The 18,441-nt window shown below is 63.6% G+C and carries 19 protein-coding genes; 14 read left to right on the forward strand and 5 right to left on the reverse strand.

Translation table 11 applies throughout. The features are described from left to right. Positions 1-139 precede the first annotated feature (139 nt). Together glmU and IVA88_RS20740 are read left to right on the forward strand one after the other, a co-directional pair. Positions 140-1,507 (forward strand): bifunctional UDP-N-acetylglucosamine diphosphorylase/glucosamine-1-phosphate N-acetyltransferase GlmU, encoded by a 1,368-nt coding sequence (gene glmU, locus IVA88_RS20735; RefSeq protein WP_247499042.1) that lies wholly within the window; start codon positions 140-142, stop codon positions 1,505-1,507. A 47-nt stretch (positions 1,508-1,554) separates the two neighbouring features. Next, positions 1,555-1,746 (forward strand): hypothetical protein, encoded by a 192-nt coding sequence (locus IVA88_RS20740; RefSeq protein WP_247499043.1) that lies wholly within the window; start codon positions 1,555-1,557, stop codon positions 1,744-1,746. 9 nt (positions 1,747-1,755) lie between these two features. On the opposite strand, the gene IVA88_RS20745 is transcribed toward IVA88_RS20740, so the two are convergent. Further along, the gene (locus tag IVA88_RS20745; RefSeq protein WP_247499044.1) at positions 1,756-1,986 is read right to left on the reverse strand and encodes a hypothetical protein; all 231 of its coding nucleotides are present in this window, start codon (positions 1,984-1,986) and stop codon (positions 1,756-1,758) included. Positions 1,987-2,326: 340 nt separating this feature from the next. Here IVA88_RS20745 and IVA88_RS20750 point away from each other — a divergent pair, with 340 nt between their 5' ends. Both IVA88_RS20750 and IVA88_RS20755 read left to right on the forward strand, forming a co-directional pair. Further along, positions 2,327-2,722, forward strand: a complete 396-nt coding sequence (locus IVA88_RS20750; RefSeq protein ID WP_247499045.1) for a response regulator — start codon at positions 2,327-2,329, stop codon at positions 2,720-2,722. 318 nt (positions 2,723-3,040) lie between these two features. Beyond that, complete coding sequence (locus tag IVA88_RS20755; RefSeq protein WP_247499046.1) at positions 3,041-3,217, forward strand: hypothetical protein; 177 nt, start codon at positions 3,041-3,043, stop codon at positions 3,215-3,217. Positions 3,218-3,617: 400 nt separating this feature from the next. Here the strand turns inward: IVA88_RS20755 and IVA88_RS20765 are convergent, their stop codons facing one another. Next, positions 3,618-3,761: a hypothetical protein gene (locus IVA88_RS20765; RefSeq protein WP_247499047.1), complete on the reverse strand. Its 144-nt coding sequence runs from the start codon at positions 3,759-3,761 to the stop codon at positions 3,618-3,620. Positions 3,762-4,335: 574 nt separating this feature from the next. Between IVA88_RS20765 and IVA88_RS20770 the strand changes: the two genes are divergently transcribed. From IVA88_RS20770 to IVA88_RS20780, 3 genes are all read left to right on the forward strand, one after another. Continuing rightward, on the forward strand, positions 4,336-4,695 hold the full coding sequence (locus IVA88_RS20770) for a hypothetical protein (RefSeq protein WP_247499048.1): 360 nt from the start codon (positions 4,336-4,338) through the stop codon (positions 4,693-4,695). A 46-nt stretch (positions 4,696-4,741) separates the two neighbouring features. Continuing rightward, positions 4,742-4,909 carry a hypothetical protein gene (locus tag IVA88_RS20775; protein WP_247499049.1) on the forward strand — a complete coding sequence of 56 codons (168 nt, stop codon included), beginning with the start codon at positions 4,742-4,744 and terminating at the stop codon, positions 4,907-4,909. Positions 4,910-5,061: 152 nt separating this feature from the next. Next, entirely contained in the window at positions 5,062-5,901 is an 840-nt protein-coding gene (locus IVA88_RS20780; protein ID WP_247499050.1) for a hypothetical protein, read from the forward strand. A 193-nt stretch (positions 5,902-6,094) separates the two neighbouring features. Here IVA88_RS20780 and IVA88_RS20785 read toward each other — a convergent pair whose 3' ends face one another. Further along, the gene (locus IVA88_RS20785; RefSeq protein WP_247499051.1) at positions 6,095-6,433 is read right to left on the reverse strand and encodes a hypothetical protein; all 339 of its coding nucleotides are present in this window, start codon (positions 6,431-6,433) and stop codon (positions 6,095-6,097) included. A gap of 3 nt (positions 6,434-6,436) precedes the next feature. Between IVA88_RS20785 and IVA88_RS20790 the strand changes: the two genes are divergently transcribed. The 4 genes from IVA88_RS20790 to IVA88_RS20805 all read left to right on the forward strand — a co-directional run bounded on the left by IVA88_RS20790 (position 6,437) and on the right by IVA88_RS20805 (position 10,665). Further along, positions 6,437-6,760, forward strand: a complete 324-nt coding sequence (locus IVA88_RS20790; RefSeq protein WP_247499052.1) for a tyrosine-type recombinase/integrase — start codon at positions 6,437-6,439, stop codon at positions 6,758-6,760. A gap of 257 nt (positions 6,761-7,017) precedes the next feature. After that, positions 7,018-8,844, forward strand: a complete 1,827-nt coding sequence (gene glmS, locus IVA88_RS20795; protein ID WP_247499053.1) for a glutamine--fructose-6-phosphate transaminase (isomerizing) — start codon at positions 7,018-7,020, stop codon at positions 8,842-8,844. A gap of 88 nt (positions 8,845-8,932) precedes the next feature. Beyond that, positions 8,933-9,703: a DUF502 domain-containing protein gene (locus IVA88_RS20800; RefSeq protein ID WP_247499054.1), complete on the forward strand. Its 771-nt coding sequence runs from the start codon at positions 8,933-8,935 to the stop codon at positions 9,701-9,703. Positions 9,704-9,807: 104 nt separating this feature from the next. Then, positions 9,808-10,665 (forward strand): NAD(P)-dependent oxidoreductase, encoded by an 858-nt coding sequence (locus IVA88_RS20805; protein ID WP_247499055.1) that lies wholly within the window; start codon positions 9,808-9,810, stop codon positions 10,663-10,665. A 28-nt stretch (positions 10,666-10,693) separates the two neighbouring features. Here the strand turns inward: IVA88_RS20805 and IVA88_RS20810 are convergent, their stop codons facing one another. Further along, positions 10,694-11,209, reverse strand: a complete 516-nt coding sequence (locus IVA88_RS20810; RefSeq protein WP_247499056.1) for an AAA family ATPase — start codon at positions 11,207-11,209, stop codon at positions 10,694-10,696. A gap of 103 nt (positions 11,210-11,312) precedes the next feature. On the opposite strand from IVA88_RS20810, the gene panE reads away from it, so the two are divergent. Then, positions 11,313-12,242, forward strand: coding sequence for a 2-dehydropantoate 2-reductase (gene panE, locus IVA88_RS20815; protein ID WP_247499057.1), 930 nt, complete (start codon positions 11,313-11,315; stop codon positions 12,240-12,242). Here the strand turns inward: panE and recG are convergent. Next, positions 12,239-14,347 (reverse strand): ATP-dependent DNA helicase RecG, encoded by a 2,109-nt coding sequence (gene recG, locus IVA88_RS20820; RefSeq protein ID WP_247499058.1) that lies wholly within the window; start codon positions 14,345-14,347, stop codon positions 12,239-12,241. The genes panE and recG overlap by 4 nt on opposite strands. A 155-nt stretch (positions 14,348-14,502) precedes the next feature. Between recG and IVA88_RS20825 the strand changes: the two genes are divergently transcribed. Then, the gene (locus IVA88_RS20825) at positions 14,503-14,793 is read left to right on the forward strand and encodes a succinate dehydrogenase assembly factor 2 (RefSeq protein WP_247499059.1); all 291 of its coding nucleotides are present in this window, start codon (positions 14,503-14,505) and stop codon (positions 14,791-14,793) included. Continuing rightward, positions 14,790-18,308 (forward strand): transcription-repair coupling factor, encoded by a 3,519-nt coding sequence (gene mfd / locus IVA88_RS20830; RefSeq protein WP_247499060.1) that lies wholly within the window; start codon positions 14,790-14,792, stop codon positions 18,306-18,308. The genes IVA88_RS20825 and mfd overlap by 4 nt, the downstream gene beginning before the upstream one ends. The last annotated feature ends 133 nt before the right edge of the window (positions 18,309-18,441 follow it).

Raw genomic sequence — 18,441 nt, forward strand, 5'->3', positions numbered from 1 at the left:
GAATCAATCAGGGAACATTAACAGGAAAAGCGTGTCGCACTTGAACTCCGGGCGTTTGCGGGGGTAGCAAGGCGGGAGGATCTGAGGCGGCTCGCCGCCCATAGCGCCAATTGATTCGGCCGTGTTTGACAGGATTTCGATGACAGCCCGTTCCAGCCTCACGATCGTGCTCGCCGCTGGCGAAGGCACGCGCATGCGATCGAGCCTGCCGAAAGTGCTGCATCCCATCGCGCACCAGAGCCTGCTCACCCACGTGCTCGCCGCGGCGCCCAAGGGAACTGGCACCTCGCTCGCGGTCGTGATCGGACCCGACCATCAGCCGGTGGCGGACGAAGCAAAGCGCATCCGCCCCGATGCGCTCACCTTCGTGCAACATGAACGGCTCGGCACCGCGCATGCGGTGCTGGCGGCGCGCGATGCCATTGCGCGGGGCGTGGATGACCTGCTGATTGCGTTCGGCGACACGCCGCTGATCTCGGCCGAGACCTTCGCGCGGCTGCGCGCGCCGCTGGCCAAGGGCGCCGCGATTGCGGCGCTCGGCTTCCGTGCCGCCGACCCCACCGGCTATGGCCGCTTCATCGTCGAGGGCGATCGCCTGGTCGCGATCCGCGAGCAGGCCGATGCGAGCCCTAAAGAGCGCAAGATCGACCTGTGCAATGCCGGGGTCATGGCGATCGACGGGCGCCGCGCGCTCGCGATCCTCGACAAGATCGGCAATGCGAACGCCAAGGGCGAATATTATCTGACCGACGCGGTCGGCATTATCAGCGAACAGGGATGGGATGCCGTGGTGATCGAAACCAGCGAGGACGAAGTGCGCGGCATCAACACCAAGGCGCAGCTCGCCGAGGCCGAAAGCGTGATGCAGGCGCGATTGCGCAAGGCTGCGATGGAGGCCGGCGTCACGCTGATCGCGCCCGAAACCGTCTATCTCGCCGCGGATACCGTGTTCGGCAAGGACGTAACGATCGAGCCCTTCGTGGTGATCGGCCCCGGCGTTTCGATCGGCGACGGCACGGTGATCCATTCGTTCTCGCACATCGTGCAGACCACGCTCGGCAAGAACGTCTCGATCGGTCCCTATGCGCGGCTGCGACCCGGCACCTCGCTCGGCGACGGCGCGCGCATCGGCAATTTCGTGGAGACCAAGGCCGCGACGCTGGAGGCCGGCGTCAAGGTCAACCATCTCTCCTACATTGGCGATGCCACCATCGGCGCCAATTCCAACATCGGCGCCGGCACCATCACCTGCAACTATGACGGCTTCAGGAAGCACAAGACCATCATCGGGCAGGGTGCCTTCGTCGGCACCAACTCCTCGCTGGTCGCGCCGGTGACAATCGGCAATGGCGCCTATATTGGCTCCGGCTCGGTGATCACGCGCGACGTGCCCGACGATGCCATGGCGCTGGAGCGCAGCCCGCAGACCATCAGGGAAGGCGGCGCTGCGCGCTACCGCGAGATGAAGACGCGGGGCAGGGAACCTGGAAAGAAGCCGGAGAAGTGAGCGGCCGAGTGCCGATCTCTGATCGGTGTTATTAGGGCTGCGCGCTCATGGACGACGACACCATCGACGACATCATCAGAGTGCTGGTCAAGCGCGTCATCACGCCGCCGGGACGATGGGTGCTAGAACAGTTCGGCGTGCGTTACCCCTATGAGCATGAGACCGCGTCGTTGTTCACCGGGCTGGCGTTCTGGGTGCTCGTCGTTTTCCTTGTGTTTGCCGTGGTGCTGGGATGGTAAGGCCCAACGCTAGTCGTCGTCGGCGACGTCCGAGAACATCGCTCGCTTCAAGCGCCAGCCGCGCGGCCTGGCGCGCTTTGCCGGCTCGCCAGTGGTCTGCGTGGCAAGGACAGGCTTACTTTCCTTGCCGCGCTCCATGGCGCGCTGGGGCGGTGGCCAATGCGCAAGGTGCGTGCCTGTGGTCTCGCTGGCGTGCACGAATGTCGATGACAGACCTTTGCGGTCGGACGAGCCTTTCATGGCCAAATCTCCCAGAGGGGGAAGCGTTGGCCAAATTTGTTGACAAGAAGTTAATCGACGCGGTTTAACGCCGCCCAATTCGACGCAGTCGAGGCAGCGAGGCGCTGTCTCAATCAGCAATAATTTGCTAGTGTCGAGCAGTATCAATGGTTTCCCAGAGATCGATTTCCCAATTTGTTCTCATTCGCCGGCATCGTTTCCCAGTCGCGATCTCCAGAAACGGGAAATGAAATCGCCGGGTTCGAGCCCGTCACTGCCTAGCACGCCGGCCTTTTTTCTTTCCCGGAACAAAGTAGCTCCTGGCGCGTAATGTCGCGGGCAGGTGTTTCAAGGGGAAAGCGTGGAAGAGTTGCTGGTTCTGGTCATCGAAGATGACCCAGCGATCCAAGCCATTATTGACGACGCGCTTTCCGATGGCGGGTATGCGCCCTCCATGGCGGCAAGCGGAGAAGAAGCCGTCACCTTGTTGAAGGGCGGCGAATACGATTTCCGAGTGCTCGTGACAGACATCAACCTGCTCGGCAGGATCGATGGCTGGGAAGTAGCGAGGGCTGCACGCGAGACCGACCCGGCGCTGCCCATCATCTACATCACGGGCGCTGCGGCCGACCAATGGAGGTCCAAGGGCGTCCCGAACAGCATCTTGCTGACGAAGCCATTTGCGCCAGCCCAACTAGTGACCGCGATCTCCAACCTGCTGAACACCAGTGGGACGCCGCTGCCGCCCACGACGTAAGGCCGCCTTCGATGGCGGCTCCTTGAGCCGGTTATCCAACACCGACTACCCAACCCACCAACACGTGGGGCTCGATGCACAAACCTTCGCAACGCGAAAACCGCCGGTTTGCTGCAAAAATCGCCAGCTTCGCCCACCATGCCGCGAGTACACCGGCTGGCCCAATTCGGCTTCTGTTTTGGGACGGCGGGTAATGGCCTGTTTCGACTCGGATTGACCTAGTTTGAATTCCCGGTCGCCTAAGTTCCGGGAACTTGGACCGGGCTGCTTACGTTTGGTGGTTTGCTGGAGCCGGGGACACGGCCTTGCGGGGTAAAGATGCAAGAATATCGCGCCTACGTCATGGGACAGGACGGGCACATTGAGTCGCGCATCGACATCGTGTGTAGAGACGAAATCGAAGCCAAAGCGCGCGCGAAGGCTCTTGTGGATGGCCATGATATCGAGCTTTGGCATGGCGATCGTGTAATCGCCAACTACCGGCACGAAGACTAAGCTGCCGCAGCTTTGCATTGCCGGATGCCCGACTGTCGCGGGACGGCGACTGCCGCCTTAGCTGCGTCGCTTCTGCGTCACTAGCCGTAACGGTAGTTGTGTAGATGCGCGCGGACTCGCACGGCCGGTTCTGTCCTGCCGAGCGCGTGAGCGATTTCGTCCGGTCGGCTCCCCGCCGCCGCCATCGCCAACAGGCGCGCGTGCTCTTCCGGCGTCCACCGTCTCACCAGCGGGTAGCGTGACTGTCTCATTGCCCCAGCAGCCTCCAGCCCGTGTCTGCTGGCCTGCCTGCTACAGTCCGTCGAGTCGCACATTCACATATGAGATGAACGAGGGTGGCCTGCGGGGCGGCCTCATTCCTTTGCCCGGCTCCCGATCTGCGGCGGCTATCGGCTATCGCCTACCGGCGGAACGAACGGTCGATGTCGCGCAGGAGAGCCACGGCCGCATCAGTATAGCGCCCGTAGGACAATTGCTGATCTGCAAGGCTGGCACACGCCAGAACAACAGCAGCTATGGTCATACCCTTGATCATGCCGATCATTGTAAGCCGGAGCTGGTTAAGGGCCGGCTAAATGGCATGCAGCCTCAGCCGTGGTGCCCGCGCTGGCCAGTGCACCGCCACCTGAACCTTTACGCTGCCCATTCAGACCAATGAAGGTCCGGGATTTTGCTCATCCCTCTCGGGGCTGGAACGCCGCCGCCTGCGCTTCATTTTAAGCGGGCGGCGTTTTCTTTGGTCCTGCCTGGATGGTCGGAGTCAGAAGGGGCCGCCTTTCAGCAGCCCCTTGCCGGTTGAAATCTTGTTCGGGATGAAATGCCAGCCCCGGCAAAAGCCACGATAGCGGTGCTGTGGTGCTGGGTGGACTCCGGACAACTACCGTTCGATGCATTGACCTAATTCAATGGGGAATAGCACTAAAAACGGCCCCAGCGGGGGCTGGAACGCTGGGGCCGCCATTCCCATTGGCCGGACAGCGGTGCCCGGTACAAGGTTAGTTCCGCAGGAACCAAAAGTTCCGCGAAAGGAACAGCCCGGTCGCTACTTTCTCACCCACACGACTACCGGAACGATCGGCCCAGCAGCGTCATTGCTCCTCCTGAGTAGGAGTTGCGTCGTGCGTCAGTCACCCTCGATCGTGCCGCTGGATCGTCTCGACCGGGACATCTACCTCGTCCTCGAGGACTTCGGTGCCCGTGCGGGCTGCTCCTGGCGCGAGACCGACGAGCAGGACACCGATCGCGAGACGATCATCCGCGACCTCATCGCCGGCCAGTACGCCTATCTGGTGCGGATCGTGGCTTTCAACGCCATTGAGGGCTGGTCCCGCGACGCCACCAGCGAAGTCGCAGATAAACTGGCGGAGCGCGCCGCCGCCGACGCCGAGATCACGTCGGCCTTGCGGGCCTTCATCGAGGCGAACGCTACCCGGCCGTTTGCCGTCCAACTGGCGCTTCCGTTACGCGGAGCTGCTTGAGCATGGCGCGCCTGACCCCGCCGAGAAGATCGATCAGACCTATGACTTGGCCATTATCGCACCCGCCGACTATCTGACGCGCGACTGCGATGCCGAGACCACGGTCGATCGGCTGCTCCGCATGCTCGATCGTGACAGCGTTCGCGACGCCATCACCGAGATTTTGGTCGACTCGCGGGTGCATCCACGGCCGAGAGCGGATGGCCGGGGATAAGGGCCGCCCCCGGCCACCTTCCTTGCTGCGTGTATTGCGGCGCTGGAACTAGAAGGGGTAGCATTGGAGGAGATTTAAACTAGCGCGAGCGCCAAGGCGGCCAATACTAGAAGGCCGACAAAATACAGCGCCGCGCCAACGTTGAGGCGTCTATGGGGGCCGTAGAGGAATACAAAGCCCGCAACGCTGAGCGCGAAGCCCGGCGCGCCGAAAAACAAAAACCTCCAGAGAAGACGGGATGGTGGTTCAGTCAGCCCGTTCCAATCGATCGATTCACGGGGTGGCTTGTTGCGTGGACCGCGCTCCTCGTGACCGCGACCATCGCGAACGTTATTATTATCAATCATACCGATGAAAAAGTTGGAAAGCAGGCTGAAATTGCTCATCGGCAACTTGATGTTATGAAAGCTCAAACTCGCCCATGGCTCAAGGGGGCGTTCAATCTCGTTAAGTTGTCTAAAAGCGCTGAAGGGGCGCTGTATGCCGATATCGATGTTAGATTCATCAACGTCGGAAACTATCCCGCTCCAGTCGTATTTGTCAGCGGAGCGGTTATCCCGCACCCGGGACAGCAATGGCAGGTCCAACAGAAATGGTACTGCGACAACGCGGCTTCTAGCTGGGGAAACATTCTCAAGAACCCGACTAACAATGCCCTCCCGAATGAATGGTCTCCGTGGCAGCGGCAAAATGCGGTCGTGTGGCCCCCGCAAATCGCCCAATGGCACAGTAGAATCGTGGCCGAAAATGGTGGCAAATTGAGCGGAGCGCCCGACAGGATTGCTCTCGTTTTCATCGGCTGCATCGTCTACAGCGCGACTGACCCTAATGAAGTCCATCAAACTGGTTTCATGCTGGACTTCGCCAACGGCACTCTCCCTAGTGGCCCACCCAAAACGGCTACTTTCGATATCTCCGGGAAAGAGGCCAGAGAATATGATCTTTCCGACATCAGCCTGATACAGGGCTTTCAGGGAAGTTTCGGAAACTAGACCCATTAATAGCATGACGGCACAAGCCGCCCGTAACCCGCGCATCGCTCATTCCCTTCAAGAATGAACGGCATTAGGTGCGAACGAACAAGCCGCTAGGCTTGTGGCGTTTGCGCCATAATACGGCACATTTGGGTGTAGCAGCCGCAATCCAGTTGATCTGATCCGTTCAGATGGCGCGAATCTGAACCATTCAATCGATCGGAAATGAAAACCGCCGCACGACAACAACTCCGGCATGTGTCACCGTGATCGGCACCGATGATCCTTCGAGCTTCACACGCTCCAGGATGGGCATCGGAAGCATGCGCTGGCCGTCCGCCAGCGGCTCCAGGCAGTAGCCGAGCGCGGCCAGCTCGCTTGGGAGCACCGACATCGGCAACGTCTCCAGCGCCATCTCTGCCGCTCCCGGGACCGACGTGAGCCAGCCGTCGCCGGCCTTGGTGACCATTTCGTTGATCGCGGCGAACAGCTCCTTGCGGTCCCTGATCTTGAACTGCTCGCCGGGGATATGTCTGGCCGACGACGTCATGGAATGGTGACCTCGGCACCCTTTGCCAATGCCCAGACGTTGAGTCACGCGATCAGGAACCGGCTGCACGCCCTTGGCTTCACCGACTACGTGATGCACGGCCTGCGTAAGAACGCCGGAATGGAACTGGCGCTGGCCGGATGCACGGTGCCAGAGATCATGGCGGTGCTCGGCCACAAGACCCCGAAGATGGCACTGTTCTACGTGCAGCAGGCACAGCAGGAGACCATGAACGAGAACGCGGTCGGCAAATGGGATGCCGAAATCGAGAAGCGCGCGGCCAAGAGGGTGGCCAGCAAGCGGGCGGCGCTGGTCGTCGTGGGTTGACAGGCGAGGGCGATCTGATGATGAAGGGGCCGCCTTTTGGCGGCCTCTTTCATTTTGGGAAATCCGGAATTGGGAAGTTTTCGATGCAATTGGGAAATCTGCCGGTAGTGTCGCCAAAAACCACTGGGAAACGATTGAAATCACTGGAATGTACGACTCAGCAATAATTATTGAGTATCTGGTTCCTTGATAACTTCGCTAAAAACCGAGCGCGTCGTTTAGGCGATTTTTCGACGATTTGGGGGATATTGATCCGCATGTGCGGGATTGTCGGCATTCTCGGGCGCGAGCCGGTTGCAGAGCAATTGGTGGATTCGCTCAAACGTCTTGAGTATCGCGGCTATGACTCAGCGGGCGTCGCCACGCTCGAAGGCAAGCATCTCGAGCGCCGCCGCGCCGAAGGCAAGCTGAAGAATCTGGAGAAGCGGCTGGAAGCCGAGCCGCTCAAGGGCACGACCGGAATCGGTCACACCCGCTGGGCCACTCACGGCAAGCCGACCGTGAACAATGCGCACCCGCATGCGACCGAGCGCGTCGCCGTCGTTCACAACGGCATCATCGAGAATTTCCGCGAGCTGCGCGAGGAGCTCGAGAAGAAAGGCACGGTGTTCCACACCCAGACCGACACCGAGATCGTGCTGCATCTCGTCGATGATCTGCTCACGCGCGGCATCAAGCCCGTGGAAGCGGTGAAATTGACGTTGGCACGGCTGCGCGGCGCGTTCGCGCTCGGCTTCATCTTCGCCGGAGAGGACGATTTGATGATCGGCGCCCGCAACGGTCCGCCGCTCGCGATCGGCTATGGTGACGGCGAGATGTATCTCGGCTCGGACGCCATCGCGCTCGGGCCGTTCACCGACACGATCAGCTATCTCGAGGACGGCGACTGGGTCGTGCTGACCCATACGAGCGCTGCGATCTTCGACAAGGAAGGCCACGCCGTCCAGCGCGACAAGACCAAGCACGCCGCCTCCACCTCGCTGGTCGACAAGGCCAACTACCGCCACTTCATGGCCAAGGAGATCCACGAGCAGCCGGAAGTGGTCGGCCACACGCTGGCACGCTATGTCGACATGGCGACCGAGCGGGTCTCGCTGCCGGTCAAGCTGCCGTTCGACTTCAAGAACATCCAGCGCATCAACATCACGGCCTGCGGCACCGCGAGCTATGCCGGATTCGTCGCAAAGTACTGGTTCGAGCGTTTCGCGCGCGTGCCGGTCGAGGTCGATGTCGCCTCCGAATTCCGCTACCGCGAGGCGCCGCTTCGCAAGGGCGATCTCGCCATCTTCATTTCGCAATCGGGCGAGACCGCCGACACGCTGGCCGCGCTGCGCTACGCCAGGGATCAGGGCGTGCACACGGTGGCCGTCGTCAACGTGCCGACCTCGACCATCGCGCGCGAGAGCGAGACCGTGCTGCCAACGCTGGCCGGGCCCGAGATCGGCGTCGCCTCGACCAAAGCCTTCACCTGCCAGCTCATGGTGCTGGCAAACCTTGCAATTGCAGCCGGCAAGGCGCGTGGCGAACTGTCCGACGAGGACGAGACCAAGCTCGTCCACGGCCTCGTCGAGATCCCGCGTTTGATGTCGGATGCGCTCACCACCGAGCTCCAGATCGAGAAGCTCGCCCGCGAGATCGCCAAATCGCGTGACGTGCTCTATCTCGGCCGCGGCACCAGCTTCCCGCTCGCCCTCGAAGGCGCGCTGAAGCTGAAGGAGATCTCCTACATCCACGCCGAGGGCTACGCCGCCGGCGAGCTCAAGCACGGCCCGATCGCGCTGATCGACGAGACCATGCCGGTCGTCGTCATCGCGCCCTACGACCGGGTATTCGAGAAGACCGTATCCAACATGCAGGAGGTCGCCGCTCGCGGCGGCAAGATCATCCTGATGACCGACGCCAAGGGCGCGGAGGAGGCGACCGTCGAGTCCCTCGTCACCATCGTCATGCCCGATATGGCGGCGGCGTTCACGCCGATGGTCTATGCCGTCCCCGTTCAGCTGCTCGCCTATCATACGGCTGTTATCATGGGTACCGACGTCGACCAGCCGCGCAATCTCGCGAAATCCGTGACCGTGGAATAGGCAGAAGGGTCGGGCCGGAACGCTTCGTGGTCTTCCAAAACCTGCTAGAAGACCATAGCTTGAACGAAGCGACCGACTTGGAACCCGAATGAACCCCCGTGACGACGCGCCTGCGCCTCTTGATCCCGTGCCGGAGCCGCATACCGGCCTGATCGGCCGCTTCCGCAACTACTTCCTCACCGGTCTCATCGTGACGGGGCCGATTGCGATCACGCTGTATCTGGTCTGGTGGTTCGTCACCTGGGTTGATGGCGTGGTGCGGCCATTCGTGCCGCTGGCCTATCGGCCCGAGACCTATCTGCCCTACGTCGTCCCCGGCTGGGGACTGATTGTCGCATTTTTCACGCTGACGCTGGTCGGCTTCCTCGCCGCCAATTTGATCGGCCGGACGCTGGTCGATGTCGGAGAGACCTTCCTCGGCCGGATCCCGGCGGTGCGCGCCATCTACCGTGGCCTGAAGCAGGTGTTCGAGACGCTGTTCTCGGGCAAGGGCTCGAGCTTCCGCAAGGTCGGCCTGGTCGAGTTTCCCTCGCCGGGCATGTGGTCGATCGTGCTGATCTCGCAATCGCCGAACGAGGACGTCTCCCGCAGCCTGCCGGGTCAGGAGGAGCACGTCTCGGTGTTCCTGCCGTGCTCGCCGAACCCGACCACCGGCTTCTTCTTCTACGTTCCCAAGAGCAAGATCGTCGAGGTCGATATGAGCACGGAGGATGCCGCGACGCTGATTATGTCGGCTGGTGTGGTGCAGCCGGGCTCTACGCCAGATCCGAAGAAGGCCGCCGCGCTCGCGGGCATGGCGAACGCCGCGCGCATTGCCAATGCCTCCGCACTCCAGCCCCAGCCTGCGAAGGTGGAGTAGGGCCATTCCTCTGCGGGATGGCCGCCGGTCACGCGGGCGTCCCGTCCTCTGCTAGTCTTCGGTTGAACCGAGCGCGCTGCTCGGGATTCGATCTGGAGTGCACGATGTCCAAAACCATTGCGATCCTCGCGCCCGGTGCAATGGGCAGCGCCGTGGCCCGCCGTCTCAGCGAGCACGGTGCGCGCGTGCTGACGTCGTTAGAGGGGCGAAGCGAGGCGACGTGCAAGCGCGCGGCGGATGCCGGCATGATCGGCGCCGAGAACGACGCGATCGCGGATGCCGACATCATCCTCTCCATCGTGCCGCCGGGCGAAGCGGTGGCGCTCGCCGAGCGGCTGGCAGGCCTGATCGTCCGGCGCGAGAAGAAGCCGGTCGTGGTTGATTGCAACGCCGTCAACGTCGATACCGTGATGAGGATCGAGGCGATCATCGGCTCGGCACAGGCGCCGTTCGTCGATGCCGGCATCATCGGATTCCCACCCCAGCCTGGCGGCAAGAGCCCCGCCTTCTATATGTCCGGCGAGCACGCCAAGGACCTCGCCGTGCTGAAGGACCTCGGCCTCGACGTGCGGATCGTCGAGGGACCGGTCGGAGCGGCGTCCGCGCTAAAGATGTCCTATGCCGGCATCGTCAAGGGCCTCGCCGGCATCGGCTCGGCGATGGTGGTCGCGGCAACGAAAGCGGGGGCTGCGGATGCGTTGCGCGACGAGCTCGCACTCAGCCAGCCCGCGGTTCTGGCCCGGCTCGAAGTCGCGTTGCCGGACATGATCCCGAAAGCATATCGCTGGGTCGCGGAGATGCGGGAGATTTCCGGTTTCCTCGGCCCCGATCATCCGGCGAGCCAGATCTACGAAGGCTTTGCGCGCTGGTTCGAGCACCTCGCCGAGGACGCGAAAGGCGAGGCGGCGGATACGGACCTGATGAAGGCATTCGCCGCGCGTATCGCGCAGAAGAAATCCTGATCATCCGATCTCACGACACGGCCATTGATCACTTGCCGTGCACCGAATCCAGAAAACCCAGGATGTCCCGATCGCGTCGCAAGCGCACGACCGGGACCTCAGCGCCATACTGCGCACGCTCGGCCTCGATAACGGGCGCGCGTTCCGTATCGTAACGCCATGCTTCCCGCATCAATCTCCAGTCGAACTGTTCGGGGCACCCCTCCGGGAGGTCAGGCCGGGTCTTGTCGCGATCGAAAGCAGAGCGCAACAGAATGCGCCACTGGCAAAGCCAGCGCGGGCGGTCGATGACGACCAAAGTATCGGCGCGCGCGAGCGTGAGATCGAAGGCAAGTTCCGAGAAGCTGCCGTCGACAACCCATTCGTCGCCCGCGATCGCTTCGCTGACGCGTGTCCGGAAGCTCGGTTTGTCGGATGGCTTCCAGCCCGGCCGCCAGTACAGCACGTCGAGATGCACCACGGGCAGCCCGAGCTTTTGCCCGAGGTTTCGGGAGAGGCTCGTCTTTCCGCTACCCTGGCAGCCAACGACGATGATCCGGCGCATCGCCGCAGGCTTTCACGAAAACGGCCGAGACGGAAGATTGGATTCGACTTGCCGTTCCAGGAGCGGGATGGCTGAATGACCGACGCATGCAATGGGAGTTCGAATGAGAGTGCTCGTCATCGGCGCGGGAGCGCTTGGAGGTTACTACGGAGCTCGCCTGGTTCGAGCGGGCGCCGACGTGACCTTTCTGGTGCGGGCCGGGCGCGCGGAGCAGTTGCGGCGGAACGGACTGCAGGTCGTGAGTCCGCATGGCGACTTCGCCGTGCAGCCGAAAATCATTCTGGCGAACGATCTCAAGGAGCCGTTCGATGTCGTGCTCGTCGGCGTGAAATCTTATTCGCTCAACGACGCCATGAGCCAGTTTGCGCCGGCCGTTGGTGCCGACACGATGATCTTGCCGATCCTGAATGGCTTGAAACATATTGACGCCCTGACTGCGCGGTTCGGCGCCACGCACGTCCTCGGCGGGCTCGCGAACGTCAGTGCCGGGCTCGATGCGGAGGGGCGTGTCGTTCAGTTCATGGCCAATCAGACGATCGTGTTCGGCGAGATCGAGGGCGCATCGAGCGAGCGCGTGCTCGCTCTGGAGGCGCTGCTCCATGTCCCCGGCATCGACGTGCGCGCCAGCGAGGCGATCATGCAGGACATGTGGGAGAAATTCGTCCAGCTCAGCACGCTCGCCGGCATCACCTGCCTGATGCGCGCGAGCATCGGCGACATCCTGGCGGTACCGAACGGAGAGCAATCCATCTTCCGGCTGTTCGCGGAATGCTGCGCCGTCGCGACGGCTTCGGGTTTTGAACCGCGGGCCCCCTTCATCGAGTTCGACCGAAAGCTGTTCACGACCGTGGATTCACCGCTCAAGGCGTCGATGCTGCGGGACATCGAGCGCGGCTCGTTGACCGAGGCGGAACACATCCTCGGCGATATGGCCAACCGGGCCCGTACACTGGGCATCGACACGCCGCTGCTGGATTTGGCCCGCGCGCATGTGGCAGCCTATGAGATTGGACGGCAACGAGCGGCCAGCTAACCCGCTCCGATCAGCGGGATCGCTTCATCCCGCTCGTACAGATACAGCAGGCATCGCAGTGCCTCGCCGCGCTCGCCCTTCAGCTTGGGATCGTCCTTCAGGATGCGCAGCGCCTCGTCGCGGGCCTGCGTGATGAGTTGGCCGTGCACCTCCGAGCGGGCGATGCGGTAGCCGGGCAGGCCGCTCTGGCGCACGCCGAGCACATCGCCTTCGCCGCGCAGCTTCAGATCTTCCTCGGCGATCCGAAAGCCGTCGGTGGTCTCGCGGATCACCTTCAGCCGCGCCTTCGACATCTCGCCGAGCGGCTCGGAGTAGAGCAGCAGACAGGTCGAGGCTTCCGAGCCGCGCCCGATGCGGCCGCGCAATTGATGAAGCTGGGCGAGGCCAAAGCGTTCGGCGTTCTCGATCACCATGATGGTCGCCGCCGGCACGTCGACGCCGACCTCGACGACGGTGGTCGCGACCAGCAGCCCGATCTCGTGGGCGGCGAACTGGCCCATCACGCGGTCCTTCTCGGTGCCCTTCATCTGGCCGTGGACGAGGCCGACGCGCTCGCCGAAACGCTTCTGCAGGCTTTCGAAACGCTTGGTCGCATTGGTCAGGTGCTCGGTGCCCTCGGCCTCGGATTCCTCGACCAGCGGACAGATCCAGTAGACCAGTTTGCCGGATTCGAGCGCGCGGCCGATGCTGTCGGTGACCTCGCCGAGGCGGCTCATCGATATGGTGCGGGTTTCGATCGGCTGGCGGCCGGCCGGCTTTTCGCGCAACTCGGAGATGTCCATGTCGCCGAAATAGGTCAGCACCAGCGTACGCGGGATCGGCGTGGCGCTCAGCACCAGCACGTCGACGGCCTCGCCCTTCGAGGTCAGCGCCAGCCGCTCGCGCACGCCAAAACGATGCTGCTCGTCGACGATCGCGAGGGCGAGATCGCTAAAGATCACGTCGTCCTGGATCAAGGCGTGGGTGCCGACGAGCAGGTCGATCTCGCCGGCTTCGAGTTGGGCCAGCAGCTCCCGGCGCTCCTTGCCCTTTTCGCGGCCGGTGAGGATCGCGACCCGCATTCCCGCGCGCTCGGCGAGCGGCGCGATGGTCTTGATGTGCTGCCGCGCCAAAATCTCTGTCGGCGCCATCAGCGCCGCCTGCTTGCCGACTTCAGTGACGGCAGCGGCGGCGAGCAGCGCGACCACGGTCTTGCCTGAGCCGACGTCGCCCTGGAGCAGACGCAGCATGCGCACGGGTTGTTGCAGATCGCTCGCGATGGCAGCTGCCGCGTCGCGCTGGGATGACGTCAGCGCATAGGGCAGGGCATCGATGATCTTGCTGCGGAGGTGTCCGTCGCCGGCGTTGCGGACGCCGGCCGGGCGACGCAATTGCGCGCGAATCAGGGCGAGCGCGAGTTGCCCGGCCAGGAGTTCGTCGAAGGCGAGGCGCGACCAGAACGGCTGGTCGGGCAGAATGTCGGTGAGCTCGACCGGCTGGTGCACGCGGTTGAGCGCTTCAGTGATCGGCGGGAAATTGCAGCGCCGCAGCACCTCCGGGCTGATCCATTCCGGCAAGGACGGCAGCTTCTGCAGCGCCTGCGCGACCGCGCGGCGGAGCGAGCCGAGCGCAAGGCCTTCCGTGAGGGGATAGACGGGATCGATGCCGGAGAGTTTTGAGATCGCCTCCTCGTCCAGAACCCGGTCCGGATGCACGATCTGCGGGATGCCGTCGTACATCTGCAGCGTACCGGAGACGAAGCGTTTCTCGCCCATCGGCAGCAGCTTTTCGACATAGCCTGGTTTAGCGCGGAAGAACGTCAGCACGACGTCGCCGGTGTCGTCGCTGGCATAGACGAGATAGGGCGCGCGCGCATTGCGCGGCGGGGGCGGGCGGTGGCGGTCGACGGTGACCTCCAGCGTCACCATGGTTCCCTGCACGGCGTCGCGGATCTTCGGCCGGGCCCGGCGGTCGATGACCTGACTCGGCAAATGCAGCAACAGATCAACCAGCCGCGGCGTCTCGTTGCGGCTGAGCAGATATTGCAGCAGCTTGTCCTGCTTCGGACCGACGCCGGGCAGGCTGGTCACGGGGGCAAACAGCGGATTGAGCAGGCTGGGGCGCATTCCATCTTTTCAATGACGATGGATTGCCGGGTCAAGCCCGGCAGTGAGGATCGCTAAACAATTGCAATAACAAAGGGCTGACAGGGCCGGTTCGAGTGGCTATATCACCCCGGCCCGGCACGTCCGGGCTTTTGGCGTTTGACTGGAATTCAGACATGACGGGAACGACACGATCGAGCAGCGGGCTGGACGACCGTCGCAAGCGGCTTCTGTTCCGCTGCTGGCACCGCGGCACGCGCGAGATGGACCTGATCCTCGGCCGCTTCGCGGATGCCGAGATCGGCAATCTGTCCGATGACGAGCTGACGCAGCTCGAGACCCTGCTCGAAGAGGCCGATCCCGACCTCTATGCCGCCATCACCGGCGACAAGGTGCTTCCCGCCGAAGTCATCGGCCCGCTGTTTGCGCGCATCAAGGCGTATCCGATCGCGGACCGCGACGTATGAAGCAGGGGATGAAATCGCCGGCCGAGCTGCTCGCGCCCGGCCGCGCGCTGACGCTTGCCAATGTCGCCGAGGGGGCCGAGGGCCTCGTCGTCTCCGATCTCGCGCGCGCCATCGCCGCGCGGCCGAAGAAGCCGGCCGTCAGCCTCGCGGTGATCTGCCGCGACGGGCCGCGGATGCAGCAGCTCGAACGGGCGCTGCAATTCTTCGCGCCCGATTTGCCCGTGCTGACCTTCCCGGCCTGGGACTGCCAGCCCTATGACCGCGTCTCGCCGCATGGCGGCGTCCTCGCGCAGCGCCTGACGACGCTGGCACGGCTTGCGTCGCTGACCGGCAGCGACAAGCCGCTGATCGTGCTGACCACGGTGAACGCCGCCGTGCAGCGCGTGCCCTCGCGCGACCTCGTCGCGGCGCAGGCGCTGTCGGTCGCGCCCGGCAACGTCGTGCCGATGAACGCCATCATCGCCTGGCTCGAGCACAACGGCTACAACCGCTCCTCGACCGTGCGCGAGCCCGGCGAATATGCCGTGCGCGGCGGCATTCTGGACCTGTTTCCGGCCGGCCTCGACCAGCCCGTGCGCTTCGATTTCTTCGGCGACAGCCTGGAATCGATCCGCACCTTCGATGCCGAGACCCAGCGTACGCTGCTCGACATGCGCGCGCTCGATCTCGTGCCGATCTCCGAATTCCAACTCGTCACCGACACCATCCGCCGCTTTCGCATGGGCTATGTCGCCGAGTTCGGCGCACCCGAGCGCGACGATGCGCTCTACGAGGCCGTCAGCGAGGGGCGCCGTCATCCCGGCATGGAGCATTGGCTGCCGCTGTTCCAGGACCGGATGGACACGCTGTTCGACTATCTGCAAGGAGCTAGCGTTGCGATCGAGCCGCAGGCGGAGGATGCCATCCGCGAACGCTTCAAGCAGATCCTCGACTATTACCAGGCCCGCCGCGATGCGATGGAGCATCCGGGCGGCGGCGCCATCTACAAGCCGCTGCCGCCGGACAGGCTTTATCTGACCGAGGAGGAGTGGGGCAAGCGCGAGAGCGAGATGCCGTTGGTGCGGCTGACGCAGTTTTCGGTTCCGGCTGATGGCGCCTCGGTCGTCGATGCCGGGGCGCGCAAAGGCCGCGACTTCGCGCCGGAGCGCAACGATAGCAACGTCAACGTCTTCGAAGCCGTCGTCGCACATGTGCATGGGCTGCTGACAAGCCGCAAGAAGGTGGTCATCGCGCTCTGGACGGAGGGCTCGCGCGACCGCATGATCTCGATGCTGCGCGATCACAAGCTCACCCCTGTGACCAGCGTCAACAGTTGGCGCACGGTGCAGGCGACCCCGCGCAACGAGACCATGCTCGCCGTGCTCGGCCTGGAAAGCGGTTTCGAGACCGACGAGATCGCTGTCATCAGCGAGCAGGACATCCTCGGTGACCGCCTGGTGCGGCCGCGCAAGGCGAGCCGCAAGCTCGACAATTTCATCTCGGAGATCACGAGCCTGGCGGCCGGCGACATCGTCGTCCACGTCGATCACGGCATCGGCCGCTTCGTCGGGCTCCAGACCCTCGACGTCGCCGGCGCGCCGCATGACTGCCTTGAGCTGCACTATGCCGCCGAGACCAAGCTGTTCCTGCCGGTCGAGAACATCGAGCTGCTGTCGCGCTACGGCTCCGACCAGACCACGGTCGAGCTGGATCGTCTGGGTGGTTCGGGCTGGCAGACGCGCAAGGCCAAGCTCAAGAACCGCATCCGCGAGATCGCGGGCGAGCTGATCAAGATCGCCGCCGAGCGCCACCTCCATGAGGCGCCAAAGCTGCCGGTGCAGCCGGGTCTCTATGACGAATTCTGCGCGCGCTTCCCCTATGACGAGACCGAGGACCAGCTTGGCGCGATCGAATCCACGCTGAAGGACCTCGAACTCGGCCGTCCGATGGACCGGCTGATCTGCGGCGACGTCGGCTTCGGAAAGACGGAGGTGGCGCTGCGCGCCGCCTTCGCGGTGGCGCTCGAGGGCAAGCAGGTCGCTGTCGTGGTGCCGACCACGCTGCTGGCGCGCCAGCACCACAAGACGTTCACCGATCGTTTCAAAGGGTTCCCGGTGCAGGTCGCTCAGGCCTCGCGGCTGGTGCCGACCAAGCAGCTCAACGAGGTCAAGAAGGGCCTCACCGACGGCTCGGTCGACATCGTCGTCGGCACCCACGCGCTGCTCAGCAAGTCGATCAAGTTCCGCGACCTCGGCCTGCTGATCGTTGACGAGGAGCAGCACTTCGGCGTCACCCACAAGGAGCGGCTGAAGCAGCTCCGCGCCGAGGTGCACGTGCTGACGCTGTCCGCGACGCCGATCCCGCGTACGCTCCAATTGGCGCTCACTGGCGTGCGCGAGCTCTCGATCATCGCCTCGCCCCCCGTCGACCGCCTCGCGGTACGCACCTTCGTCGCCCCGCACGATCCGCTGATGATCCGCGAGGCGCTGCTGCGCGAGCGCTATCGCGGCGGCCAGGCGTTCTACGTGGTGCCGCGCATCGACGATCTCGCCGAGGTCAAGGATTTCCTCGACAAGAACGTCCCGGAGATGAAGGTCGCGGTCGCGCACGGGCAGATGCCGCCCGCCGTGATCGAGGACATCATGACCGCGTTCTACGACGGCAAGTTCGACATCCTGCTGTCGACCACGATCGTGGAATCCGGCCTCGACATCCCCAACGCGAACACGTTGATCGTGCATCGGGCCGACATGTTCGGCCTTGCCCAGCTCTACCAGCTCCGCGGCCGCGTCGGTCGTTCCAAGCTGCGCGCCTATGCGTTGTTCACGCTGCCGGCGCAGCAGAAGATCACGGCGCAGGCCGAGCGCCGGCTCACCGTGCTGCAATCGCTGGAGACGCTGGGCGCGGGCTTCCAGCTCGCCTCGCACGACCTCGATATCCGCGGCGCCGGCAACATCCTGGGCGAGCAGCAGTCCGGCCACATCAAGGAGGTCGGCTTCGAGCTCTATCAATCGATGCTGGAGGAGGCGATCGTCAACCTCAAGGCCGGCGTGTCCGAACCCGCCGCCGACCGCTGGTCGCCGTCGATCACCATCGGCATGCCCGTGCTCATTCCGGAGGACTATGTCGGCGATCTCTCGGTGCGGCTGTCGCTCTACCGCCGTCTCGCCGATCTCGACACCGAGGAGGAGATCGAGAACTTTGGCGCCGAGATGCGCGACCGTTTCGGCGTGCTGCCGGACGAGGTGCGCTACCTGTTCAAGGTCGCCGCGATCAAGGCGTTCTGCCGTCAGGCCAATGTCGGGAAGATCGATGCCGGCCCGAAGGGCGCCGTCATCGCCTTCCGCGACAACTCCTTTGCCCATCCCGACCGTCTGGTCACGTTCATCCGCAGCCACGGCCAGGCCGCGAAAGTGCGGCCCGACATGAAGGTGGTGTTCTTCCAGGACTGGGAAACGCCGGAGGAGCGTCTCGCCGGCACTACCGAAATCATGCGGCAACTGGCGCAGCTCGCGCAGAGCAAGAAGGCGGCGTAGGGCCTGTGACGTTTCCGGAGGCGGCGTAGCGCGAAACGATGCTCCGCCCCCGGATCGAAAACAGCGACATATGCCCACTTGCGGAATGACCGAACAGTAGCTATGTTGATTTTATCGAGTTTCGGCCGAACGA

It is taken from the genome of Bradyrhizobium sp. 149 (assembly GCF_023073915.1).
GTDB lineage: Bacteria > Pseudomonadota > Alphaproteobacteria > Rhizobiales > Xanthobacteraceae > Bradyrhizobium.